The organism is Pseudomonas sp. MF09150, from assembly GCF_059862355.1.
In genome coordinates this window covers 388,338-411,707 of sequence record NZ_JCBCUS010000008.1, presented here as the reverse complement: position 1 = coordinate 411,707, position 23,370 = coordinate 388,338, and the positions used below count along the sequence as shown (strand labels likewise).

Below are 23,370 nucleotides of genomic sequence, written 5' to 3'. Positions count from 1 at the left end.
AGGGTGCAACTATCGACCGGACATTGGACGATAAGGTTCAGCGCAGTTTAGTGAGAAATCGCCGTGCGCGGTGAACGACTTTTGATAGGCCAAAGCCGCGCATCCCGTTCCCTCGTGGCGAGGGCCTGCCCGAATCTCCGTAGCCGCTGCCGAAGGCTAGGGCCGCGTTCGGACGCTGGCCCTCACCGACGCCCGGTACATCCGATAAAACACGGCGCCCATGCCGGCCAGCGCAGCCTTGTGCCTCGGCAGCGGCTACAGGACTTAGTGGTGGCCTAGGGTTTGGCCTGCAACGCTTGAAGAATGGTGCGCGCAGCCTTGACCCGTTCGGCGTTGGGGTAGTTTTTATTGGCCAGCATCACGATGCCGATGTGCTGCCCGGGAACGAAGGCCGCGTAGGCCCCGAAACCGTTGGTGGAACCGGTCTTGTTGAGCAGCATCTGTGCCTGGGGTGCTTGCACCGGGTTCAACCATTTGACGGCGTGGGGTTGCAGGGCCATCGCTGATGAATTGCCTTCCACCAGCTTCTGCTCGCTGATCGGGTAGGCGTACATCTCCCAGCCCAGGCCCTGGGTCATGTCAGCGACCCGGTAGTAGCCGCTGTGGGTGAGGGCGATCGCCTGCTGCAACGCCGGTTCCAGGGGTTCGGGTTGCAGGTTGCTCTGGACGAAGCTCAGCAGATCGCTGGAGCTGGTCTTCATGCCGTAGGCTTCGGCGTCCAGCGGGCCGGCGCCGACCCGGATCGGCTGGTTGGCCTGGGTGTAGCCCTGGGCGTACAGGTGCTGCTGGTCCTGCGGAACCTGGAGGTAGCTGTGCTTGAGCCCGAGCTTGGGCAGCAGGGTATTGCTCATCAGGGTCTCGAACGGCTGGCCCAGGCTGCGTGCCGCCAGGTAGCCGAACAGGCCGATGCTCGGGTTGGAATACAGGCGCTGGCTGCCGGGGGGATAGGTCGGTTTCCAGGTGTTGTAGTAGTCCAGGGTCTGCTCGGCGCTTTTGACGTCGTCCGGGAACTGCAACGGCAGGCCGCCGGCACTGTAGGTCGCCAGTTGCAACAGACTGATGTGCTCCAGCGCGCTGCCGCGCAACGCCGGCAGGTACTGGCTGGCGGCGTCGCTCAGGGTCAGTTTGCCAGTGGCCTGGGCGTAGGCGCCGAGTGTTGCGGTGAAGGTCTTGCTCAGGGAGCCGATCTCGAACAGGGTGCTGTTGCTCACCGCCTGCCGGTTCTCCCTGGAGGCCACGCCGTAATTGAAGTAGTGGGCCTGGCCGTCGATGCTGATGGCGACTGCCATGCCAGGGATGTCCTGGGCCTGCATCACCGGTTTGATCGTGGCATCGACCAAGGCCTTGAGCTGATGCGCGTCGGGGGCGGCGGCCAGGCAGTGGCCAGTGCCCAGCAGGGCGACGCAGGTGCCGAGGGCGGCCAGGGTGATTCGGGTTTTTTCGCCCATGATTGCTGTTTTTCCGTGATGTTCGAGGGGGTGACCGCAATGCGCGCCAGGCCCCTGTGGCGGGTCGGGCGACGAGCATAACCTGCACCGTCCCTGGGCAACACCCTGCAGCCGCCATGCTCCGTGGCCGTCAGTCGCCCTGCGCCACCTCGTTGCACACCGCACCGGCGCGTGGCTGAGGGGCAACGGCGGGGGCCGGCTGGGCCTTGCGCCAGGTCAGCAGCACAATGCCGCCGACCACGATGGCGCCGCCCAGGATCTGCCCGGCATTGAGCATCTGGTCCAGCACCAGCCAGCCCATCAGCAAGGTGGCCAGGGGTTCGATGTTCATCACCGGGGCATTGCGCGGCATGTCCAGGCGCGGCACCGACATGAACAGCACGATAAAACCGGTGCCATACAGCACCACCAGGGTCGCCAGTGCCAGCCAGCCGGTGCTGCTTTGCGGCAGGTCGAGGCCGCCGGGCAGGGCGCCGCTGAGGCCGGCCAGGTTGACGCTGCTGAACACCACCAGGATCGTCAGCAGGCTGCGCACCGAGCCGCGCACCTGGGACAGCCGGTGATCGGTGATCCACAGCGCGCAGGCAAAGACGCTGGCGGCGCAGAACGCCAGGCCCACCCCCAGCAGCCATTGCGGGCCGACCTCGGTGCTGGCCGCCAGGCGCCCCGGCACGTCGAGCACCAGCACCAGCCCCACCAGGATCATCGCCATCAGCGCCGCCGTGCGCGCGGTAGGGCGCGGGCCGCCGAGGGCCCAGGTGAGCAGCGCCAGCAGGATCGGGAAGACGTTGGCCACCAGCAGCGCCAGGGCCACCGGCACCCGTGCCACCGCCGAATACAGGCACAGGCTCTGGGCCGCGATCAGCAGCCCCAGCAGCAATTGCCAGCGCCAGGCGCCTGGGGCCAGGCGAATGCTCTGGCGCTGCCACAGCACCAGGCCGGCCAGCACCAGCAAGGTCCCGCCCGAGCGCAGCAGAATCGCCAGCAGCACCCCGGCCCCATCGTCGAAGGCGACCCGCGCTGCCACATGGTTGCCGGCGAAGGCACAGCCCATGCACAGCAGGATCAGCACCGCGAGTGGACGGGAAAAGGCGACGGGAGCAGCAGGAGAGGCAGTGGGCAGGGACATGGCAGTGAGTCTCGAACGCGGGGAGCCGGGTCAGGGCTGAAGCCGGACGGAGTGGGTTTTTTATTATGTTGTCGTACAACTTGGCTTGGGCTTTGTACCGCAATCGTCCAGGGGAGACAACCCTGCAGTCGCCATGGGATTGCAGTACGGGGGGAGTAAGGAGGTGTTCGGGAGAACGTCTCGGGCGACCGCTGTCGTGCAAATCAGTCATGAGGTCGTATGACTGACTCTCGACCACGGCGACCCCATAAACGGTCGGGCCTGGATCAAACGCCGGTGCCTTAGTGCTTGTTGCCTGGACGAGCCTTGCCCTGGCCGCGCACGTACAGCGAGTCGGCGAGCTTCTGCCGGTCTTCCAGGCTGAGGCTGCCGGCAAAGTCGGCGAGGGCGGTTTCGACCCGGGCCCGCAGCGCGCTGTCGGCTTCCCGGGCGCGCCCCAGGTCGGCGTCCAGGGCATTGCGGTCGAGGGTCGGTTGCTGCAGGCGCTCGACCACATCCAGCCGCGCCTGGCGCCCGGCCAGGAGCAACGGTTGGCTGTCGATGCGGGTCTGGCGCAGCAATTGGCGCAGTTGCTGGCGGCTGACATCCGGCAGTTGCACCAGGGCCTTGCGCAGGCCGTGCTGGGGCTCCGCCACGGCCAGGGGTTGCGCCCGGTTGTGCCCCAGCCATTGGTAGAGGCCACCGGCCAGGCCGCCCACCAGGAATACGTTGAGCAGCAGCGACACCACCAGCAGGGTTTTCAGGGGCTTGTTGGGCTGGGTCACTGTTCGATCTCCTCGGCTGGGGTACTCAGAATGATCTCGGCATCGCTCTGTTCGAAGATGCTCGGCAGGGCTTCGGGCGAGCTGTGCAATGGCAGGCTCAGGGACACCACCAGCATCCCGGCGCCGATCCCCGCCAGGCCGACCCCGACAAATCCCGCCGGCGACAGCCAGCCTGCATAGCGCTGCCAGAACGAGCGCGGTCGAGGCCAGGGCGCACTGGCCGCGATCTGGTGGGCCAGGCCCGCAGGGGAGGGCGCCAGTTGATGGCTGTCGAGCCACTGGTCGAGCTCGCGGGCCTGGCGCAAGGCGTCCTGCACCGGGCCTACGCCGCTGGCAAGCAGGGCCTGGGCTGCGGCTTGTTCGGCGACGGGCCAGCGTCGCAAGTCGGCACCGTAGGCGTCGGCTAAGTGACCAAAGCGTTCGGGCGTCATGGTTTTCCCCTTCCTAGGTCGGCAGTACCGGATGGTTCGGCAAGGTAGCTGCGCAGGTTGCGCCGGGCCCGCGAGAGCAGGCTTTCCAGGGCATCGACGCTGATGTTCATCAGCGCCGCGGCCTCGATGTTCGAAAGCTCCTGGTAGTACTGCAGCACGATGGCTTCGCGCTGGCGCTCGGGCAGCGCAGCCAGGGCCGCTTCCATTTGCGCGCTGCGGGCGCTGGCCTCCAGTTGCTCCTCGGGGCGCGGCGCCGGGTCGATCACTTCGAGCAGTTCGTCGGCGTCGGCCCAGGGCCGCTCCTTACGCCGCCGCAGGTGGTCGTAGCACAGGTTCAAGGCCACCCGGTGCAGCCAGGTGTCGAAACGTGCCTGGCCGGCGCGCCAGCTGGCAGCGTGTTTCCAGATCCGTAGAAAGCTTTCCTGGGCCACGTCCCGGGCTTCATCGGCGTCACCCAGCAGGCGCCCGGCCAGGGCCAGCAGGCGCGGCAGCTTGCGCGACACCATTTCATCGACAGCCTGGGGTTCGTTGTTGCCGATGCGGGTCAACAACTCGATGTCCGGATCAGGTTCGTTCAAATCGGCGGTTCTCGGTGCGTTGGCCGGGTAGCAGGGGCTGGCGCCGGGCACGGGGGCCAGGCGCCGGTCACAGGCTCAGCGCACCCAATGGCCTTCTTTCCAGTACCAGTTCGGCCCGCGGGCCTGCCAGTGGCCGGGTATCCAGCGCGCGCCGCGCATCGGCTGCCAATAGCCGGGAGCCCAGACATAACCGCGACCGCTCCAGCGCCAATGCCCGCGATCCCAGGCGTAGCCGGGGCGTGGCCCGGGCATGCGCTCGTACTGCATGGGCGGCGGCGCCTGGCGAATGATGACCTCGGTCTGGGCATAGGACGGGGCACTCGCCAGGGCCATGAGTGCCAGCGGAATCAGCAAGGCATGGCGTAACGCAAGCAGGGGGCGGGCAAGCTTCATGGCAACTCCTTCAGGCCTGCGTTCGCCAATGAACGCAGCTGATGGGTTGAACGATAGATAGGGAAAAGATCCGTCGCGAGCCACGCTGTTTTTTTTCACCAAGCCGCCCATTGCATGGCGGGCCCTCGGCGGCAGGAAAAATCTCGGCAGTGGCCGACGGATCCCGGGCACTGCCCCCGTTCAAGGGTTACCAGGGCAGAGAGCGTTGTTGCCGTTCCTGGCTTGCTGCACGGCTACCGCCATTGAACCCATGAGGAATTTTCCATGTCCCGCTGTCTTAAATTGCTCGCCTGTGTCGCGGTGCTGTTGACCCTCAACGGCTGCGTCTTCTACGGCCACCCTCATCCATGCTGCTGGCGTTATGGGTATGGCTACCACCGTTGAGAGAAGGAACAGCACCTGTAGCCGAGCCTGGCGGCAGAGGCTACAGGCGGAAGCCGAACGCTGTAGCCGCTGCCGCCAGGCTGCGGTTACACGGCGCTGCGGCTGTTTTGGCCGTCGATCAGGCGGTTGAGGTGCAAGGGGTTGGCGTTTTGCAGGGCTTCGGGGAGCAGGGCGTCGGGGCAGTTCTGGTAGCACACCGGGCGCAGGAAGCGCTCGATGGCCAGGCTGCCGACCGAGGTTCCGCGGGCATCCGAGGTGGCCGGGTAAGGGCCGCCATGGACCATCGCATCACAGACTTCGACCCCGGTCGGGTAGCCGTTGAACAGCACCCGGCCGACCTTCTGTTCCAGCAGCGCCAGCAGCTCGCCATGGCCCTGCAACTCATCGGCCTCGCCAATCAGGGTCGCCGTCAGTTGCCCGTGCAGGGCCTGCAAGGCCTGTTGCAGTTGCGCCATGTCCGCCACTTCCACCAGCACCGTGGCCGGGCCGAACACCTCTTCCTGCAACAACGGGTCACCCTCCAGCAACAGGCTGACATCGGCCTTGAACAACTGCGGCTGCGCCTGTGGCCCCTGTTGCTCACGCCCGGACAAGTGCTGGATGCGCGGATGCTCATGCAGCGCTGCCACGCCTTTGGCGTAACTGGCCAGGGTTCCGGCGTTGAGCATGGTCTGCGCCGGCTGTTCCCCCAGCAGCGCCGCGAGGCGTTCGCTGAATGCGCTGAACTGCGCGCTGCGCAGGCCCAGCACCAACCCCGGGTTGGTACAGAACTGACCACAGCCCTGGACCACTGAAGCCGTCAGTTCGGCGGCGATTTTCTCACCGCGCACCCGCAACGCTTCCGGCAGTACCAGTACCGGGTTGATGCTGCTCATCTCGGCAAACACCGGGATCGGCTGCGGCCGGGCGGCGGCCATGTCGCACAGGGCCCTTCCACCCTTGAGCGAACCGGTAAAGCCCACGGCCTGGATCGCCGGGTGCTTGACCAGGGCCTCGCCGACCCCGGCGCCATAGATCATGTTGAATGCCCCCGGCGGCATGCCGGTCTGTTCGGCGGCGCGCAGGATCGCATCGGCCACCCACTCGGCCGTGGCCATATGGCCGCTGTGGGCCTTGAACACCACCGGGCAGCCCGCGGCGAGCGCGGCAGCGGTATCGCCGCCGGCGGTGGAGAAAGCGAGGGGGAAGTTGCTGGCGCCAAACACCGCCACTGGGCCGACGCCCATGCGGCATTGGCGCAGGTCGACCCGGGGCAGCGGCTGGCGTTCGGGCAGGGCGCGGTCGATCCGCGCGGCGTAAAAATCACCCCGGCGCAGCACTTCGGCAAACAGCCGCATCTGGCCGCTGGTGCGCCCGCGCTCGCCCTGGATCCGCCCGGCCGGCAGCGCGGTTTCGCGACCCACCAGGGCCACGAAATCATCGCCCAGGGCATCCAGTTGCTCGGCGATGGCGTCCAGAAATTGCGCTCGGCGGCTGGCCGCCAGGCTGCGAAATGCCGGGTAGGCCGCTGCTGCGGCGCGGGCTGCGGCATCGACTTCGGCCTCGGTGGCCTGGGTAAAGCGGTAGGGCAGGGCTTCGCCACTGCTGGCGTCATGGCTGTGCAGGGTGCGGTTGCCGGCGGCGCTGCGGGCGCCGCCGATGTAGTTGTGGCCGATGATCTGGGTCATGCAAGGCTCCTTGAGTGGTGGGTTCATGGCTCAGGCCAGCGAATTACCCCGGCCCGGGGCGGTTTGCGCAGCATCGTGTGCGGCAACCCGCACGGCCGCTTCGGCATCCACCTGATGCAGCGACTTGCCCCGGGTCTCGCGGGTCAGGCCGACGGCGACGATGGAGATCAGCGCGGCGCCCACCAGGTACCAGGCGATGGGTGTGGAGCTGTGGTACTTGTTCAGCAGGGTGATGGCGATCAGCGGCGCCAGGGAGCCGGCGAAGATCGGCGCCACCTGGTAGCACAGCGACAACGCGGTGTAGCGCACGTGGGTCGGGAACAGCTCGGCCATCAGCGCCGAGTAGGGCGCATAGGTCATGGACTCGATGGCCAGGCCCAGGGTGATGGCGGCCATGATCAGCCAGTTGTTGCCGGTGTCCATCATCGGAAAGCCGACAAAGCCCCAGAACGCGGTGAGCACGGCACCGGTCAGGTACACCGGTTTGCGCCCCACCAGATCCGACAGGTAGCCCATCAGCGGGATCATGAAAAAGTGCAGCAGGTGCGCGCCGAACATCAGCAGCAGGATCTCGGTGGTGTCCTTGTGCACCACCAGCTTGAGGTAGGTGATGGAGAAGGTGACCACGGTGTAATACAGGATGTTTTCCGCAAAGCGCGCGCCAATCCCCACCAGCACCGACCGCCAGTGGTGGCGCAGGACTTCGACCACCCCCAGCTGCTGGACCTTGTTTTTGGCCTGGCGGGCCTGGGTTTCCTTGAAGATTGGCGCGTCATCCACACTGGTGCGGATCCAGTAGCCGATCAGCACCACCACCGCCGAGAACCAGAACGCCACGCGCCAGCCCCAGGACAGGAACTGTTCTTCGGACAGGTTCGACGACAGCAGCAACAGCGCCACGGTGGCCACCAGGTTGCCGGCCGGAACCCCGGCCTGGGGCCAACTGGCCCAGAAGCCGCGACGGTTGTCCGGACAGTGTTCGGAGACCAGCAGAATCGCGCCGCCCCATTCACCGCCAAAGGCGAAGCCCTGGATCAGCCGCAGCAGCACCAGTAACACTGGCGCGGCGTAGCCGATACTGTCGAAACCGGGCAGGCAGCCCATGAGGAAGGTGGTGATGCCGACCACCACCAAACTCAGTTGCAGCAGGCGCTTGCGTCCGAATTTGTCACCGTAGTGACCGAACACCAGGCCGCCCAGGGGGCGTGCAAGAAAGCCCACGGCGTAGAGGGCGAAGGCGGCGATGATGCCGTCGATGGGGCTGTCGGTCTGGCGGAAGAACAACTGGCCGAAGACCAGGGCCGAGGCGGTGCCATACAGGAAGAATTCATACCATTCGGCGACTGTACCGGCCATGGCGGCGGCCACGACCCGTTTCAGGCCCGATGGAGTGGTGTGGTTCGAGGAAGCGGGGGAGGCTGGAAGAGTGGACATGCTGGCGTTTCCTGTGGGGGGCGCAGTAACGGGCAAGCCGGGCCGGGCCGTATAGGCCGGCCCGGCACCCACTCAGAGACCGACGTCCGGCAGATGCGGACGGTTGGCCAGGGCCTTGGCCATGATGCGCTCGACGAACTCGCGATCGGCTTGCGGCAAGGCCAGGCGTGGCGGACGGGTCAGGGCGCTGCCGCGACCGGCGATGGCTTCACACAGTTTGATGCACTGCACCAGGTCCGGGCGGGCATCGAGGTGCAGGATCGGCATCAGCCATTCGTAGATCGGCATGGCTTCTTCGTAACGGCCGGCCTTGGCCAGGCGGAAGATGGTTTCGCCTTCCTTGGGGAACACGTTGGACATGCCCGAGACCCAGCCCTCGGCACCCACCGCCAGGCTTTCCAGGACCACGTCGTCGAGGCCGGCGAACAGCACGAAGCGGTCGCCGACTTCATTGCGCACGTCGATAAAACGCCGGGTGTCGCCGGAAGAATCCTTGAAGCACACCACGTTGTCGCAGTCGGCCAGGGAAATCAGGATGTCCGGGGTCACGTCGTTTTTGTAGATCGGCGGGTTGTTGTAGACCATCAGTGGCACGTCGGCATTCTTGGCCACGTAGCGGTAGTGCTCGGCGGTCTCGAATGGCTTGGAGCCGTAGACCAGGGCCGGCATCAGCATCACCCCGTCCACCCCGACCTTGCGCACGGCGTTGGCCACCTTGGCCGCCTGCACGCTGGTGAATTCGGCCACGCCGCAGATCACCGGGACCCGGCCGCGGGAGGCATCCACCGCGACTTCGGTCACGGCGATTTTTTCTTCGGCGGTCAGCGAGGTGTTTTCGCCCACCGAACCACACACCACCAGGCCCGAGACGCCGTCGCGGATCACGTTGGAAATCACCTGGTGGGTTTTCTCCAGGTTGATGGAGAAGTCGTCATTGAATTGAGTGGTCACCGCGGGGAAAACGCCACTCCAGTTGATGCGCTTGCTCATAGTAGTCTCCGGTTGTTAATTGTATTTCGTATACGATATTTGAAAGGCCTAAGGTCGGCCAGCAGTATTTTGCAAATGGCCCGTGGTTTCGGGCTTTCTCGCGTTAAATCAAAGGGTTGGAAATCAGGCGCCGGGCCAGGTGTCCGACAACCGGTAGCCTTCAGGCCACGGATCGCTGGGGTCGAGCAGCAATTGATGGGTGCCGGTGATCCAGGCGCGCCCGGAAATGCACGGGTAAATGGCCGGGTGCCCGGCCACTTCGGTCAGGGAATCGATGCGGCAATGGAACTCGGAACCGAGGATCGAGCGCCCGATAAAGCGCTCGCCCACCTGCATCAAGCCCTTGGCCTGGAGCATCGCCATGCGCGCCGAACACCCGGTGCCGGTGGGGGAGCGGTCGATCTTGCCGGGTTGGATCACCACCGCGTTGGCGCCGGTGGCCACGCCGTTCTCATTGACGATGGGCGCGGCGATCTGGCAGAACGAAATATGCGACCACTCAGGGTTCAGCGGGTGCACAAAACCCAGTTGTTCGTTGGCCGCGCGGGTGATTTTCAAGCCGATCTCCACCAGCTCCCGGGCCTCGTCCGGGCGGATGGCAAAGCCCAGGCGCTGGGCATCGGCGATCACAAAGCTGTCGCCGCCATAGGCCGTGTCGACCTGCAGCGAACCCAGGCCCTCGACCTCGATCCAGGCGTCCAGACGGTCGGCGAATGACGGCACGTTCTTCACCTCCACCCGCTGCACCTTGCCATCGCGGCACTCGGCCACGACTTCGATCAAACCGCCGGGGGCTTCGAGCACCAGGTGCGTCTGCGGTTCGGTCATCGGCAGGATGCCGCTGTCGAGCAGCACCGTGGCCACGCACAGCGAGTTGGAGCCGGACATCGGCGGAGTGTCGGCCGGCTCCATGATGATCCAGCCCATCTGCGCCCGTGGGTCCTTGGCCGGTACCAGCAGATTGACGTGGCGGAACACCCCGCCGCGCGGTTCGTTGAGCACGAAGTTGCGCAGGGTCTGGTCCTGGGCGATCCAGCGCGATTGCTCCCACACCGTGGCCCCCGGGGGCGGTGCGACGCCGCCGACGATCACATCGCCGACTTCGCCTTCGGCGTGGCAGCTGACCACATGAATGACTTTCGATGAACGCATTGCCTGCTCCTACTTGACCGATTTGAGGAAGGCCGCCGTTTCCGGCTGCTGGGGGTTGCCGATGACCTGGTCGGGGGAACCGATCTCATGCACCAGGCCATTGCGGAAGAACGCCACGCGGTCGGACACATCGCGGGCGAAGCGGATTTCGTGGGTCACCAGGACCATGGTCATGCCGTCTTCGGCGAGCATGCGCATGGTGTCCAGCACCTCGCCCACCAGTTGCGGGTCGAGGGCCGAGGTGGCTTCGTCGAACAGCATGTAGTCCGGTGACATGGCCAGGGCCCGGGCGATCGCCATGCGTTGCTGCTGGCCGCCGGACAGCTTGCCGGGGAAGGTCTTGAGCTTGTCTCCCAGGCCCACATGGGTCAATTGCTGGACCGCCAGCGCCTCGGCTTCCTGACGGCTTTTGCCGAGCACCTTGCGCGGGGCGAGCATGACGTTCTCCAGCACCGTCAGGTGGGGGAAGGCGTTCCATTGCTGGAACACGATGCCGATGCGCTGACGCAGGCGATTGAGGTCGGTGGCGCGGTTATGCACCTCGACCCCGTCGACGCGGATGCTGCCTTTCTGGATCGGCTCCAGGCCATTGATGCACATCAACAGGGTCGACTTGCCGGAGCCGGAGCCACCGATGATCGACACCACTTCGCCTTTTTGCACGGTCAGGCTCACGCCCTTGACCACTTCGAGGTCGCCGAAGGATTTGTATACGTTGTCGATCTCAATCATTTTCTTGCCACCTTCTTTCCAGACGAGCGCCCAGGCGAGCGACCACCAGGCTCATGACGTAGTAGATAAGGCCCGCGATGCACAGCACCAGCAGCGGTTCCTGAATGCGGGTGACGATGGTTTGCGAGGCGCGCAGCAGCTCGACGATGCCGATCCACATCACCAGCGCGGTGTCTTTCATCACGCTCAGGACCAGGTTCAGCCAGCCGGGGAAGGCCACGCGCGAGGCCATCGGCAACACGATCCAGCGCAGGTCCTGCAGGTAGCTCAGGCCCAGGGAGCGACTGGCGCGGCGCACCGTCAACGGCACCGCGAGCACGCCGCTGCGCACGATCTCGGTGAAGTACGCGGCGGCGTAGATCCCGAGCACGATGCAGCCGACGCTGAAGGCGCTGATGTTGAGGCCGACAATGCTTTTGAACGAGTTGAACAGGACGAACTGGATCAACAGCGGCACGCTGCGAAACACGTCCAGGACCCAGGCCAGGGGCAGGCTGGCGCGCGGCAGCAGGGCCCGTAGCAAACCGAAAAACAGCCCGGTGACCGAGCCGAGGATGATGGCCCAGAAGGTCAGTTGCACCGTGACCCAGGCCCCGCTGAGCAGGAACAGCACATCGTTGCTGGTAAGACTGGTGGAAAACATGGATGCGCCCTCAGTAACGGAACAGGCGCCAGGCCAACAGCCGGGCTACCGCGACGATCAGCTTGGAAATCAGGTAATAGAGCACCGCCGCGATGGCGAAGTACTCGAAGGTGCGGAACGTCTTGACGTTGTAGTCCTGGGTCACGCCGGTGAGGTCGTTGTTGAGCCCGACGATCACCCCCAGCGAGGTCATCAGTACCGCCCACACCATCTGGTTGGTCAGGGGGTAGAACACCACCCTCAGCAACTGCGGGACGATGATCATGCGGTAGGTCTGGAACGCGCTCATGCCCAGGGAGCGTGCCGCGCGGACCTGGGTCGTGGGCACGGCCTTGAGCCCGCCGCGAAAGTTCTCGGCCAGGTAACCGGCATTGTTGAACGTGATCCCGGCCAGCAGGGCGAACCAGGAACTGACGTGCAGCCCGAGGGAGCCGAGGCCGAAATACAGGATGTAGATCTGGAACAGCGACGGCGTGTTGCGGGCGATCGACACCCAGGCGTTGCCGATGCCGCGCAGCACCGGCTGCCGGGCTTCACGCATCACCGTCAGGGCCAGGGCGATCAGCACGCCGAAGATCATCGACAGCGCGGCGGTCTCGAAGGTCACCAGGGCACCGGCCAGCATGTCGGGCAGGGCCCGCAGCGCCGAGCGCCATTGGAAGGTGTAGTCAAACATGCGCGGGGCTCTCCAGGGGGGCGACGGGTTCGAGCCAGGCCGGCAGGCGGCCGCTGGCGTTACCGGTGCAGGCGCTGTCGACACAGTCGGCCAGGCTCGCGAAATGCACCGGGCGGCCTACCAGCCCGGGGGCGTAGTGGGCGTATTTGCCGGAGTTGGTCATCAGAGTGCGGGCGCCGGGCGGGATCACCGGTTCGCCGAGCATGCACCAGCAGGTGTCGGTGATCAGGGTCGCGCCAAATGCCTCCAGCGCTGCGATGTCCCCGGCGGCGCGGGCCTGTTCCAGCACAGCCCGGCCGCAGGTGATCGCCAGCACCACCCCGGGGTGTTTATGCCGGCCCTGGCACAGCCGGGCCAGGGTGGCGAACTCGCTGGCGGAAAAGTGCGGGTTGCCCAGGGACACCACGTCCACCTGGGGATTCCTGGCGCTGTTGAGCTCGGCCCAACTGGCGCGCAGGTCGGCGAGCTGGATTCGCTCCACCGGCAGTGCCACGCCCGGTTCCAGCACCTGGGCCGGGTCCAACGCCTCGGGGGTGACCCCGGCGATATGGAACAGTGGCGCCGCCGACGTGGTGGCAAAGGCGGCGCCGAAAGCCTTGAGGTCGTCGAGACTGGGCTGCGCCCGTTCCAGCCCCAGCACCAGGGGGATGCGGCTGCCGGCCAGGTTGCCGATGTGGTAACCCAGCAGCGGGTAGAAGGCGTCGTCGAGGGCGGCCAATGGCGGCAGCTCGATCTGCAGGCGGGCCTTGCGCTGAGCGTCCAGGTGGCAGCCGACCAGGGGCGCGCGGCCGCTGAGGGCAATGCAGATGTCCAGGTAATCCGGGTATTTCAGGGTGCGTGCGCCGAGCACGCTGTTGGCGTACACCACGGCGTTGGATTCGGCCCAGACAATCTGTTCGCCGGCCTTGGGGGCGCTGTCCAGCAGGTAGGGCGCGCAGGTGAAACTCAGTTGCGCGCCCATGGCCATATAGGCATCGCCCAGGGCACTGGCGGGTTCGCCGAGGGCGGCGTCGATGCCCAGTTCGCGCCAGCGGCGCTGGTCCACGGAAATCGAATTGAGGGTGGTCGGGACCCGCACCTGGGCGCCCCATTGCACCAGTTGTTCGGCGAACCGCAGGCTGGCCGGCCCGGTATAGATGCAACCGTCGATATGGGCCTGGGTCACATCCACCAGGCTGCGCGCGCCTTGCAGCTCGGCCATGCGCAGCACGATCTGCATCGCCACCTGGGCGGCCTTGCCGTGGGTGCCGGCGAGCAGCGCCTGGTCATGGGCGGTGAGTGTGATCGAGGTTGGCCGGGTGTCGGGTTGCGGGCTGTCGCGGTACGGGGCCAGGGCCGGCGGTGCTTGCGCGAACAGGCTCAGCGCATCGCCTTCAACCCGGGCGAACGCGCTACCGCGCAAGGTGGCGAAGGCCTCCCGGCCGATGCACAGCACCGGCAGGGAACGCTGGAAAATGGTCTGCGCCACCAGCACGCCCAGGGTCAGGATCTCATCGGCCTCGGCCAGCACCAGGGCGGCCGGTGCATGGCCATTGCTGATCAGCTCCATCAGCACGCTGCTGCCGGTGCACGAGCCGCGGCCGCTGGGGATGGCCAGCACCCGGCCGGCCAGGCACTCGCCGCTCAAGGGGTGATGCCGGTCGATGACTTCGCCGCTGACCGGGTCGACCCCGCCCCAGAAGCTCAGCCCGACTTCGGCGAACAGCAGGGGGCCTTGGGCGGCCCCCGCTACCAGACTGCGACCGCTCAGGGCAGTGGGCGTGCTGGGCATGCCGGTCACCTTAGTAGTAGACCTTTGGCACGGTCAGGTCGGTGGGCGGGATCTCGCTGCCGACCCATTTCACGAACAGCTCCTTGTAGCGTCCGGTGCGCACCTGCTGGTTGACGAACAGGTTGAGGTAGTTGATCAGCCCGTACTCGTTGCGCTTGGCACCCAGGGACACGTAATCCACCACATAGGGTGCGTTACCGGCGATTTTCAGGTTCTTGTACTTGCCGGATTTGAGGGTGGCGGCGGCCACGGTGTTGGTGACCACGGTGGCGTCGATATGGCCTTGGGCGACGGCGAGGATGGTGTCGTTCTGCGACTGATAGGCGCGGAAACTGCCGCTGCCCCATTGCTTGACGTCTTTCTCCAGGGCAATGGCTTCATAGGTGCCGCTGGTGTTGCCCAGGGCCTTGCCCTTGATGTCGTCGAAGCTGTTGATACCGGTGTTGTCCCGGGTCAGCACCACCATCTGGAAGGCGAAGTAGGGCACGGTCAGGCCGACGGTCTTGGCGCGCTCCAGGGTGTCGGAGGTCGAGGCGACAATCACATCGGCGCGGCCCGAGACCAGGGCCGGGATCCGGTCGGGGAAGGGTGTTTCCACCACCTCGGCATCCACCCCGAGGACTTTTGCCAGGTCATTGCAGTAATCGACGTCAAAGCCGGCGGGCTTGTTGCTTTCATCGCGAAAACCCATGGGCGGGAAGTCCAGGGTCACCGCGCAGCGCAGCTTGCCGGAGCCGATGATGTCATCGAGCTTGTCGGCCTGGGCGGTGGCGATAAAGGAACTGCTGAGAACGGCGGTGAGGGCTACGGCAAAAGCGGGGTTTTTCATAGGTGCCTCGTTAGCGCAAAGGTGGGGGGCAATCGTATTGTGAATTTCGTATACGATATTTTATTAGCAATGGGCGTGCCTGTTTTTCCCCGTTACCTGGAATTAATTCACCGATCCTTGCCGGAGAGCCGTTGCACCCCGCCAGACCCGCTTCAGTGGCGCCACCGGTCTAAAGTCGGTGCAGCCGTGGTGTTACATAAGGGAGCAACCACTCCCCGCGACGCCCATTAAAGGAACACCGCCCGTAGCTGCTGCCGAGCGCGCGAGGCCGGCTTGGGCGCCGTGGAGTGTCAGGGGATTTATGCGGTGGTATTGCGGGCGAGTGCAGCCTGGCGGCAGCGGCAGCGGCAGCGGCTACAGGGTGTCAGGGGGATGCGGGGGGCATCGAGCTGGAGTCGCTGCCGAGCCCGCGAGGCGGCGCTGGCCGGGGTGGACGCCGCAGAGTGTCAGGGGATTTATGCGGCGATGTTGCGGGCCAGCGCCGCCTGGCGGCAGCGGCTACAGGGTGTCAGGGATATCGGGCTGTAGCCGCTGCCGAGCGCACGAGGCCGGCATGGGCGCCGTGGATCCCAGGTCTTTACGCAGTGCCGCAACGGCTGGCCGTCAATGCGCACAAGGCAGGTGTTCGAACAGGGTCTTGCAGACGCCGGCGATGTGTTCGTCCAGCAGGGCCACGGCCTGTTCGACGTTGCCGTCGCGGCAGGCCTGGAGGATTTCCCGGTGTTCGTGGTCGGCGCGGTCCTTACCGGCCGAGAGGCTCATCTGCATGCGCAGGTAGCGTTCCAGCTTGTCGTTGACCGAGCGGATCAGGCTCACCAGAAACGGCCGTTGCGCCGGTTCATACAGGCAGGCGTGCAGCTCCCAGTTGAGTTCGGCCCAGCGCCCGACGTCGTTTTCGCCGATGAACTCCTGGCAGATCCGCTCGGCCCGGGCGAAGGTCTCTTCGGTCATGTTGGGGATCGCCAAGCGCAGTGCCTTGTCTTCAAGCAGCATGCGCACCTCGAACATCTGCGCCAGTTCCGCTTCCGAGATCCGCGTGACCATGGCCCCGCGGTTGCGCTGGAACATCACCAGGCCCTCGGCTTCCAGGCGCTTGAGGGCCTCGCGCACCGGGATCTTGCTGACGTTGAACTGACGGGCGATATCGTCCTGGCGAATCGGCTCGTCCTCGTCGAAATGTCCGGCGACGATGGCGTCGCGCAGATGCCGGGTGATGATCTCTGAGGTGGAGGGCGTGTTGCCCAGGTCCGGGGCGTTGAGTCGAGGTAAGTTCACAATGGCGGTCGTTCGAAAGGAGATGGGGGATATGGTATACGAATTTGCTCCAGGCGTTGTTCGCACGGGTCGCCAACGGTAGCGACCAGGTCGGTTTCGGTCTGGTCCTACCCCTTGGCGTCGCTGACCCGAGCCTCAGCCGAGCGTCTTGAGCACCTGGGCGAAACCCTCGGCGGTCCATTCCTTGCGATCCGACACCTGGCCATCGCCCAACTCGACGAGGCGCAGTACACCGTCAGCGCGCTGCACCACATCCACCGAGAAAAAGGGGCTGTCGATCAACCGCGCGCAACGTTGCACCAGCGCCGGCACCTCGCCATCGGCGCCGTAGGCCCGGCCTCTGGCGACAAAGTAGCGCCGCTCGGTGTGCTCAAGGTAATCCTCGCGCTTTCTGACGCACACGCCGCCTTCTATCTGCCCGCGGTACTGGCGCATCTGCTCCACCAGTGGGGCGATCTGCGCCACGTTCGCCACCAGTGACCCGCCAGCGGTGTTGAGGGATTTCACATAGTCCTTGATGAAATACCCTGGCCAGTCCAGCCCACGCAGGGCCTGGGTGACGTCGGCGTCGGCGGGCAGCACCCGGGTCTCGCTGGTGTGCTCGGTCAGCAACGGGTACCACTCCGGCAGGTGGTGACAACGCCGGTATTGGGCGGGGTCGGTCAACGCCGTGGCACCCAGGACGCGCAGGGCTTCGACCAGGCTGATGTACACCGGCGGCGTCAGCATCCAGCCGCGATACAGCACCGTGCTGCCCTCGGGAATGACCGGGTGTGCCTTGAACCGGCCGGCCTCGAAGTCTTCGAAACAGAACAGCGAAGCCTTCAGGCCCAGGGCCCGGGCGGCGGCATATTCGTCCTGATAGGTCTCGTCGACCTGCTTCTGATCAAACGGGTCGCTTGGATACAGTAAATGCATGGCGTGCTCCGCCGCTGGAAAAAGGGCGCGGGTCACTGGCTGCCAGCGGCGCTTCGCTGGACCAGGGCGCGGATGATTTCAAACAATTCGTCTTCGGCTTGCAGGGCGCTGATCTCACCGTTCGCGGCCGCGTGGGACAGGGCCTCGGCGGCGCCGAGCATGGCCCGCAGCGGGGCGTCGCCGATACCGTTGCCAGCGGCGAACGGAGCCAGGGCGCGGCGGCATTTTTCGATGAAGATCGCCTCGTATTCACCCTTGATCTGCTCCAGCTCCGGCGAACTGGCCAGGGCCGCGATCACCCCGGGGATCTCCCGCCCCTGCAGCGACACACAGGCCACATAGGACGCGGCGATCACCCGGGCGCGGCTGTCGAGGGTGGCTTCGCTGCGCTCCAGGGCGGCGTCCATCACGGCGGTCTGGCGTTGATCGAAGTCCTGGTACAGCGCCGCCAACAGCCCCGGCCGGGTGCTGAAGTGGTCATACACCACCGGCTTGGTCACCCCGGCCTGCTCGGCCAGCCGGCCCAGGGTCAGGGCTTCGGTGCCTTCCTCGCGGACCAGTTGCCAGGCGACGTCGAGCAGCTGGCGCAGGCGATCTTCCCGCGTCAGGCGGCGACGAGGCGGGGCGGTTTCGGACGGTGGCGGGTTGAGGTCGCTTGACATGTCTTATATACCAAAAGTAACTTATGGTGATTAACTTACTAATCGTAGCTTGTGCAGTGTATAGGGCCGACCCCGCGCCCTCAATCTGCCTTTCAACCTCCGTGGAGCCTGAACCATGCATGCCCTGATCGTTGTCGCCCATCACGACCCGATGTCCCTGACCCACAGCCTGGCGGCGCAGGTTGCCGCTGGTCTGGCCGAAGCCGGACATACCTGGGAAATCGCCGACCTGTCGGCCCAGGGTTTCGACCCCAGGTTCAACCCCGGTGACCACGCGGTGCACCGCCAGCAGGTCGCGCCGCCGGCCGATGTTGCCGCCGAGCAGGCCCGAATCGACGGCGCCGACGCCCTGGTGCTGGTCTACCCGGTGTACTGGTGGTCGATGCCGGGGCTGCTCAAGGGCTGGATCGACCGTGTGTTCGCCAACGGCTGGGCCTTTGATTACAGCCCCGAGGCCAAGCTGCTGAAAAAACTGCGCCACCTGAACGTGCACCTGCTGGCCCTGGGCGGCGCCGACGCCGGCACCTTCGAGCGCCATGGTTATGCCAAGGCGATGCAGACCCAGATCGACCACGGCATCTTTGATTACTGCGGCGCCCGCGTCGCCAGCTCGCACTTGCTGCTCGACTCGGAAAGCCGCGACCCCCGCCCGCACCTGGATCTTGCCTGCAACCTGGGGCTGGAGCTGTTCGTCCAGGCGCCAGCGTCCGCTGCCCACGCGCACTGACCCCGCGCACTGGCGCCATGGGCTGAAAAGCCCTTGCACCGCCCGGGGGGAGATCGCGCATCATGGGCGCACTCAGCCCACGGAGGTTTTCATGCACGTCATCTCATCCCTCGGGCGCCTGGCCCTGGTGTCCATCGGCCTGTTGCTGGCCGCCCCGGCCATGGCCGCTGACGAGGCGCAGTTGGTGCAGTCGATCAACAGCTACCGCGGCCAGCTCCAGCGCTGCGCCGGCCAGGTGTCCCACGAGCTGCCGCCGCTGACCAGCGACCCGCGCCTGGTGCTGTCCGCCGGCAGTGTCGGTGATTTGCAGCAGGCCCTGACCCGGGCCGCGTACCCCATGGTCAATGTGCAGGCCATCAGCTTGTCCGGGCCACGGGATGCCGCCGCGGCGATGCAGGCGGTGCAGGAAAGCTTCTGCCAGGTGGTGCTCGACCCGCAGTTTGTCGACATCGGCGTCAGCCGCGAAGGCCGCGAATGGCGCATCGTCCTTGCCCGGCCATTGCTGGCGGCGCGCCTCGGAGACTGGCAGGCAGAAGGGCAACAGCTGTTGCAGTTGCTCAACGCGGCCCGCGCCCAGCCTCGCCAATGCGGGGCCCAGGCCTTTGCCGCCAGCGCGCCGCTGGCCTGGAACGCGCAACTGGGGGCTGCTGCCGAAGGTCATAGCCGGGCCATGGCCAACCAGAACTTTTTTGATCATAAGGACCGCGACGGCCGCACCCCGGGGGATCGGGCCGAGCTGGCCGGGTATGCCGGCGGGCAGATCGGCGAGAACATCGCCGCCGGCCAGGATTCGGCGCGCAAGGTGCTCGACGGCTGGCTGACCAGCCCCGGGCACTGCGCCAACCTGATGAACCCGGCCTTTCGCGAATTGGGCGCGGCCTACGCCGTGGACCCGAAAAGCGACGCGGGGATCTACTGGACCGCGCTGTTCGGCGCGCCCTGAGCCCCCGGCTCCCGGGCGTTTGCGGCACCGGATGGCCAAGGTTTTTTCGGGCAGGGTGGAATGATCGTGCGCCGCCAGTGTCGATTCTATGAGCCCGGTCGAGCATCGGGCGATTGCCCGCCCACCCACGGCCACCAGCCTGCAGACTGCGCCGCCGCGGCGGCCCTTGTATAGCAGCCGGAAGGTTCGATCATGCAGCCCTTATTAGTCGCCACCTGCCTGGCCCTCACGCTTTGCGCGAGCCAGGTCTTTGCCGCCGATCAGGCACCCGCCGCCCAGGTCGCGGTCGACAAAGCCGAAGTCCTGGAACAGAAAGCCGCCGCCAAGGGCAGCGAACCGCCACCGGCCAAGGTCGAGGCCATCAGTCAGAGTGAGGCCCAGGCGGTGGACCCGGCCGGTGCGGCGCCGCTGGACGACGCCCTGACCTGCCTCGCCCGCAGCATCTATTGGGAAGCCAAGGGCGGCACCTCGGACGACATGGAAGCGGTGGCCAATGTGGTGGTCAATCGCCTGGGGCACAAGGGTTTTCCGGACACCGTGTGCGAGGTGGTCAAGCAGGGTTCGGAGCAGCACGCCTGCCAGTTTTCCTGGTGGTGCGACGGGCGTTCGGACCAGGTCGAAGAAGACGCGCCATACGCCGTCGCCAAGGAAATCGCGCGCAAGGCCCTGAACCAGCAACTGCCGGATCACACCCACGGCGCCATGTACTTCCATGACAGCAGCTCTTCGCCGGCCTGGGCCAGGGAATACGTGAAGACGGCCAAGATCGGCAAATTCAGCTTCTACAAACCCCGTGACGGCGATGCCCGCTGAAGCCGGTCGGGTTTAATCCCCGAGGGTAAAGAGCAGCGCCTTGAGGCCGGCTTCGGCCTCGATATCCGGGAACTCCGGCGGGTTGTCCAGGCGCCGTTGAAAATGCAGTCCCGGCGCCTCGCGGGTCACGCCGTCGATCAAGAACTCAGGGCCGAAGGCCGGGTCGTTCATGCACGCGAGCAGGGTGCCCTGGCTTGTCAGCAGTTCCGGCAGCCGTCGCAGCACCCTTGGGTAATCCTTGCTCAACAGAAAGCTGCCTTTTTGAAACGACGGCGGGTCGATGATCACCAGGTCATAGGGCCCGCCGTTCTTGACCTTGGCCCAGGACTTGAACAAGTCATGCCCCAGAAAGCTCACCCGGCTCAGGTCGTGGCCATTGAGCCGATGGTTGTCGCGGCCACGGCTCAGGGCCGGGCGCGACATGTCGAGGTTGACCACGTGGCTGGCACCGCCCTCGATGGCGGCCACGGAAAAGCCGCAGGTGTAGGCGAACAGGTTGAGCACGCGCTTGCCTTGGGTGTTTTCCCGGACCCAGTTGCGCCCGTAGCGCATGTCCAGGAACAACCCGTTGTTCTGCTTGCGCCCCAGGTCCACCCGATAGCGCAGGCCTTCTTCTTCCAGTGTCAGCTCATCCAGCGCCTCGCCCAGCAACCATTGCGCGCTGCTGTCCGGCAGGTATCGATGTTGCAGCAGCAGATGGCTGGCGCCCGAGGCCTGCCACGTCGGCGAGGTGCTGATACCCAGCAGCAACTGAATCAGCGCGTCCAGTTGCCCAGGCTCGGGCTCCTTGAACAGCGACACCAGCACCAGCCCTTGCATCCAGTCCACCGTCACCTGCTCCAGCCCCGGCCAGCAGCGCCCGCGGCCATGGAACAGGCGGCGGGTCTCGGTCGGCGGGGTGGCCAAGGCGTCGAGCAAATGGGCGTGCAGGGTGGCGAGGGCGTCTGGGGTCATCGGGTGGGGTCGGCAAAGGGCAGGGGGCGGCATTTTAAACACAAATGCCGCTCGGACCTTAGTCGTCGTCATATTCATCCTGATCCTGCTGTGCCTGGCAACTGGAGCACAGCTCGCCATTGACGACGGAGGCATAGGCCGCGCCGGCGGGCAGGGCGTCGCCATACAGGGTGGTGTAGCACTGGGCGCATTGGTAGAGGTAATAAGCCATGGGCAAACTCCGGTTTGGTCGATACAGCGGATGGGTTACAGCTGGGCGTAGCGGGCGATCTTGTGCATGTAGCGCACGAACTCCAGCTTTTCGGGGGTCGGTTCATCGTCCCGCAGCCATCTGACCTGGAGCCCCAGGTACTGGGCCCATTCGATGCCCTGCCTGAACTTGACGGCGGCGTCCTGTTTGGCCGCGACCTCGATGTATTGATTGACCAGCGGGTACTGGTTTTTGCCGGCGCGGTACTTGGCCAGGTCGAACGCTGTCTGGTAATAGCCCAGGGCGGCGGCGTAGTCCTCTCGCCGGTAGTGGTAGGCGGCCCGCAGCCAGGGCTCCATCCAGCACAGGTGCCGGCTCAGACCGTGGCGCTGCAGTTCGCTGGCGTAGGCATCGATGTCGGCCCAGCGGGTGTCCGGCGCGCGCTTGAGGTCAAACCCCGCATGCAGCATGTGCGCGAAGTGTTCCGGTGCCGAGTAGTGCCGCAGGTGTTCGAGGCGATCGAGGACCATGCCGACGTTGAATTTTCCGTAATCCCGGGCCAGGGCCTGCAACTCGGCATCGGCCAGCGCACCGTGGCCGCCTTGTTCCTGGCGCTGGCCGATGGCGTGCTGGGCACCTTTGAGCCTCTGGTAGGCGTCGTGCCAATAGTTGACGCAGGCGTCGTCCCATAACCGGCGCCGGTCATAAGGCGCCGGCGCCTGCTCCAGCATGGCGTTCGCCTGGGCCTTGAAACCCTGGAGGTCTTCGGCCAGCCGCGTGACGTGGCACTGGTATTGATGACAGCTCTGCTGCACATACTCCGTGCCGTACTGCTCGACCAGGGCCTTGGTCAAGAAGCTGCTGCTACGGGCGAAGACCAGGGCCGTGAGGATGCTGCGTTGTACCGCCGGGCTGATGACGTGGCCGTGGCGTGCCAGTTCGTTGAATGAGTCGTTGAAGTTCTTGTGCAGCTCCGGCAGCGACGGCACGTTCTCGCCCCGTACCCAGCGAACGGCGCTTTTCAGGCGCTGCTCGGCAGGTTTATCCAACTGTGGCTGGGGCGGGTTATGAAAGCGCGTCTGGGACAGCCGACACAGGCGATAGGCCCAGCGCATGACCTTTTCCAGGGGCAGGCAAATCTGGCCCTCGGCATTCCATGACGGCAAATACCACCACTCGTCATCCGGGGTGCACAGCTTCAGGTCGCCGAGGCGGTACGTCATGCCGTGCTTGGTCAGGGACAAGGCCAGGGCCGGAATCGCCTCGACCGTGATGAAGTAGCGCAGGGTCTGGGCCTGATCGAGAAAGGTGCCCTCGTTTTTGATCAGCTCGTTGTAGGTCTCATACAAGTCGCTCAAGACTTCGCCAGTACAGCCCACCACCCGGGTATCGGTAGGCAGGTAGGTGTACAGCTCGCGGCTGAACAGGTCGATGGCGCTGGCCAGGTTCGAGGTCAATGCGCCTTCTTCCCGATTCAAGCGTTGCAGCTGTTTTTGCACAGACTTTTTCCAGGTCTCATCCAGGCCCTCGCTGCGCTGCGCTGCTCTACGGGGCAGGATGCCAAAGGCGGCAAACATCAGGCTGATCAGTTCACCTTGTGCGGCAAAACGGATAGTCGTGGTCATGACAGTCCCTTGTCGTGGGAGGCTGATACGCAGTTCGCGTCAGGCCTGGTTGGGGTTCAGTTGCTTGCCGCGATTGCCGTGGGACTTGGCGTTTTCCGGGTTGTTGCCGGAAGTCCCACGATTGGGGTTCAGGGTATTGGCGCGGTCATTGTGCTGCTGGCGGGATTTCGCCGGAGTGGGTTTGGACATGCTGACTTCCTCGGGGTGGGGTGTGAGAAAAGTCTAGTCCTGCAGGAGGGAGG

At 65.5% G+C, this 23,370-nt stretch carries 25 protein-coding genes; 3 read left to right on the top strand and 22 right to left on the bottom strand.

Annotated features, from left to right (window positions below):
* Nucleotides 1-275 precede the first annotated feature (275 nt).
* From ampC to AC19YX_RS27890, 18 genes are all read right to left on the bottom strand, one after another.
* Entirely contained in the window at nt 276-1,448 is a 1,173-nt protein-coding gene (gene ampC, locus AC19YX_RS27975) for a class C beta-lactamase (RefSeq protein ID WP_078473359.1), read from the bottom strand.
* Between the two features lie 130 nt (nt 1,449-1,578).
* Entirely contained in the window at nt 1,579-2,577 is a 999-nt protein-coding gene (locus AC19YX_RS27970) for an EamA family transporter (RefSeq protein ID WP_500607530.1), read from the bottom strand.
* Between the two features lie 281 nt (nt 2,578-2,858).
* On the bottom strand, nt 2,859-3,341 hold the full coding sequence (locus tag AC19YX_RS27965) for a periplasmic heavy metal sensor (RefSeq protein ID WP_201131742.1): 483 nt from the start codon (nt 3,339-3,341) through the stop codon (nt 2,859-2,861).
* On the bottom strand, nt 3,338-3,772 hold the full coding sequence (locus tag AC19YX_RS27960; protein ID WP_500607529.1) for a hypothetical protein: 435 nt from the start codon (nt 3,770-3,772) through the stop codon (nt 3,338-3,340). The genes AC19YX_RS27965 and AC19YX_RS27960 overlap by 4 nt, the downstream gene beginning before the upstream one ends.
* Complete coding sequence (locus tag AC19YX_RS27955; protein ID WP_500607528.1) at nt 3,769-4,350, bottom strand: RNA polymerase sigma factor; 582 nt, start codon at nt 4,348-4,350, stop codon at nt 3,769-3,771. The genes AC19YX_RS27960 and AC19YX_RS27955 overlap by 4 nt, the downstream gene beginning before the upstream one ends.
* Nucleotides 4,351-4,425: 75 nt before the next feature.
* Nucleotides 4,426-4,743: a YXWGXW repeat-containing protein gene (locus AC19YX_RS27950; protein WP_201131739.1), complete on the bottom strand. Its 318-nt coding sequence runs from the start codon at nt 4,741-4,743 to the stop codon at nt 4,426-4,428.
* A gap of 470 nt (nt 4,744-5,213) precedes the next feature.
* Nucleotides 5,214-6,794, bottom strand: a complete 1,581-nt coding sequence (locus AC19YX_RS27945) for an aldehyde dehydrogenase (NADP(+)) (protein ID WP_500607527.1) — start codon at nt 6,792-6,794, stop codon at nt 5,214-5,216.
* Between the two features lie 30 nt (nt 6,795-6,824).
* On the bottom strand, nt 6,825-8,228 hold the full coding sequence (abaF, locus tag AC19YX_RS27940) for a fosfomycin efflux MFS transporter AbaF (RefSeq protein ID WP_201131738.1): 1,404 nt from the start codon (nt 8,226-8,228) through the stop codon (nt 6,825-6,827).
* Nucleotides 8,229-8,300: 72 nt separating this feature from the next.
* Nucleotides 8,301-9,218 (bottom strand): dihydrodipicolinate synthase family protein, encoded by a 918-nt coding sequence (locus AC19YX_RS27935; protein ID WP_020296191.1) that lies wholly within the window; start codon nt 9,216-9,218, stop codon nt 8,301-8,303.
* A 123-nt stretch (nt 9,219-9,341) separates the two neighbouring features.
* Nucleotides 9,342-10,370, bottom strand: coding sequence for a trans-3-hydroxy-L-proline dehydratase (locus tag AC19YX_RS27930; RefSeq protein WP_500607526.1), 1,029 nt, complete (start codon nt 10,368-10,370; stop codon nt 9,342-9,344).
* Between the two features lie 9 nt (nt 10,371-10,379).
* Nucleotides 10,380-11,102: an amino acid ABC transporter ATP-binding protein gene (locus AC19YX_RS27925; protein ID WP_078473350.1), complete on the bottom strand. Its 723-nt coding sequence runs from the start codon at nt 11,100-11,102 to the stop codon at nt 10,380-10,382.
* The gene (locus AC19YX_RS27920; RefSeq protein ID WP_500607525.1) at nt 11,095-11,745 is read right to left on the bottom strand and encodes an amino acid ABC transporter permease; all 651 of its coding nucleotides are present in this window, start codon (nt 11,743-11,745) and stop codon (nt 11,095-11,097) included. Before AC19YX_RS27920 ends, AC19YX_RS27925 begins: the two co-directional genes overlap by 8 nt.
* 10 nt (nt 11,746-11,755) lie before the next feature.
* Nucleotides 11,756-12,421 (bottom strand): amino acid ABC transporter permease, encoded by a 666-nt coding sequence (locus AC19YX_RS27915; protein WP_020296187.1) that lies wholly within the window; start codon nt 12,419-12,421, stop codon nt 11,756-11,758.
* The gene (gene lhpI / locus AC19YX_RS27910; RefSeq protein WP_078473349.1) at nt 12,414-14,192 is read right to left on the bottom strand and encodes a cis-3-hydroxy-L-proline dehydratase; all 1,779 of its coding nucleotides are present in this window, start codon (nt 14,190-14,192) and stop codon (nt 12,414-12,416) included. Before lhpI ends, AC19YX_RS27915 begins: the two co-directional genes overlap by 8 nt.
* A gap of 10 nt (nt 14,193-14,202) precedes the next feature.
* The gene (locus AC19YX_RS27905; protein ID WP_078473348.1) at nt 14,203-15,021 is read right to left on the bottom strand and encodes an ABC transporter substrate-binding protein; all 819 of its coding nucleotides are present in this window, start codon (nt 15,019-15,021) and stop codon (nt 14,203-14,205) included.
* A gap of 603 nt (nt 15,022-15,624) precedes the next feature.
* Nucleotides 15,625-16,296: a GntR family transcriptional regulator gene (locus AC19YX_RS27900; RefSeq protein WP_043228938.1), complete on the bottom strand. Its 672-nt coding sequence runs from the start codon at nt 16,294-16,296 to the stop codon at nt 15,625-15,627.
* A gap of 135 nt (nt 16,297-16,431) precedes the next feature.
* The gene (locus tag AC19YX_RS27895; RefSeq protein ID WP_500607524.1) at nt 16,432-17,214 is read right to left on the bottom strand and encodes an ATP-grasp domain-containing protein; all 783 of its coding nucleotides are present in this window, start codon (nt 17,212-17,214) and stop codon (nt 16,432-16,434) included.
* Between the two features lie 32 nt (nt 17,215-17,246).
* Nucleotides 17,247-17,876 (bottom strand): TetR/AcrR family transcriptional regulator, encoded by a 630-nt coding sequence (locus AC19YX_RS27890; RefSeq protein ID WP_078473345.1) that lies wholly within the window; start codon nt 17,874-17,876, stop codon nt 17,247-17,249.
* A gap of 115 nt (nt 17,877-17,991) precedes the next feature.
* Here AC19YX_RS27890 and AC19YX_RS27885 point away from each other — a divergent pair, with 115 nt between their 5' ends.
* The 3 genes from AC19YX_RS27885 (at nt 17,992) to AC19YX_RS27875 (ending at nt 20,359) form a co-directional block, all read left to right on the top strand.
* A complete protein-coding gene (locus AC19YX_RS27885; RefSeq protein WP_500607523.1) occupies nt 17,992-18,603 on the top strand; it encodes an NAD(P)H-dependent oxidoreductase in 612 nt (203 codons plus the stop codon).
* A 91-nt stretch (nt 18,604-18,694) separates the two neighbouring features.
* Entirely contained in the window at nt 18,695-19,546 is an 852-nt protein-coding gene (locus AC19YX_RS27880) for a CAP domain-containing protein (RefSeq protein WP_078473343.1), read from the top strand.
* A 192-nt stretch (nt 19,547-19,738) separates the two neighbouring features.
* Nucleotides 19,739-20,359 (top strand): cell wall hydrolase, encoded by a 621-nt coding sequence (locus AC19YX_RS27875; protein WP_500607522.1) that lies wholly within the window; start codon nt 19,739-19,741, stop codon nt 20,357-20,359.
* 12 nt (nt 20,360-20,371) lie between these two features.
* Here AC19YX_RS27875 and AC19YX_RS27870 read toward each other — a convergent pair whose 3' ends face one another.
* Genes AC19YX_RS27870 through AC19YX_RS27855 form a run of 4 tightly spaced genes read right to left on the bottom strand, consistent with a single transcriptional unit; the run spans nt 20,372 to nt 23,317 of the window.
* Nucleotides 20,372-21,313, bottom strand: a complete 942-nt coding sequence (locus tag AC19YX_RS27870) for a class I SAM-dependent methyltransferase (RefSeq protein ID WP_078473341.1) — start codon at nt 21,311-21,313, stop codon at nt 20,372-20,374.
* Between the two features lie 58 nt (nt 21,314-21,371).
* Nucleotides 21,372-21,524 carry a hypothetical protein gene (locus AC19YX_RS27865; protein ID WP_500607521.1) on the bottom strand — a complete coding sequence of 51 codons (153 nt, stop codon included), beginning with the start codon at nt 21,522-21,524 and terminating at the stop codon, nt 21,372-21,374.
* Between the two features lie 35 nt (nt 21,525-21,559).
* On the bottom strand, nt 21,560-23,128 hold the full coding sequence (locus AC19YX_RS27860) for a hypothetical protein (RefSeq protein WP_500607520.1): 1,569 nt from the start codon (nt 23,126-23,128) through the stop codon (nt 21,560-21,562).
* Between the two features lie 39 nt (nt 23,129-23,167).
* On the bottom strand, nt 23,168-23,317 hold the full coding sequence (locus AC19YX_RS27855; protein WP_421549275.1) for a hypothetical protein: 150 nt from the start codon (nt 23,315-23,317) through the stop codon (nt 23,168-23,170).
* Between the last annotated feature and the right edge of the window lie 53 nt (nt 23,318-23,370).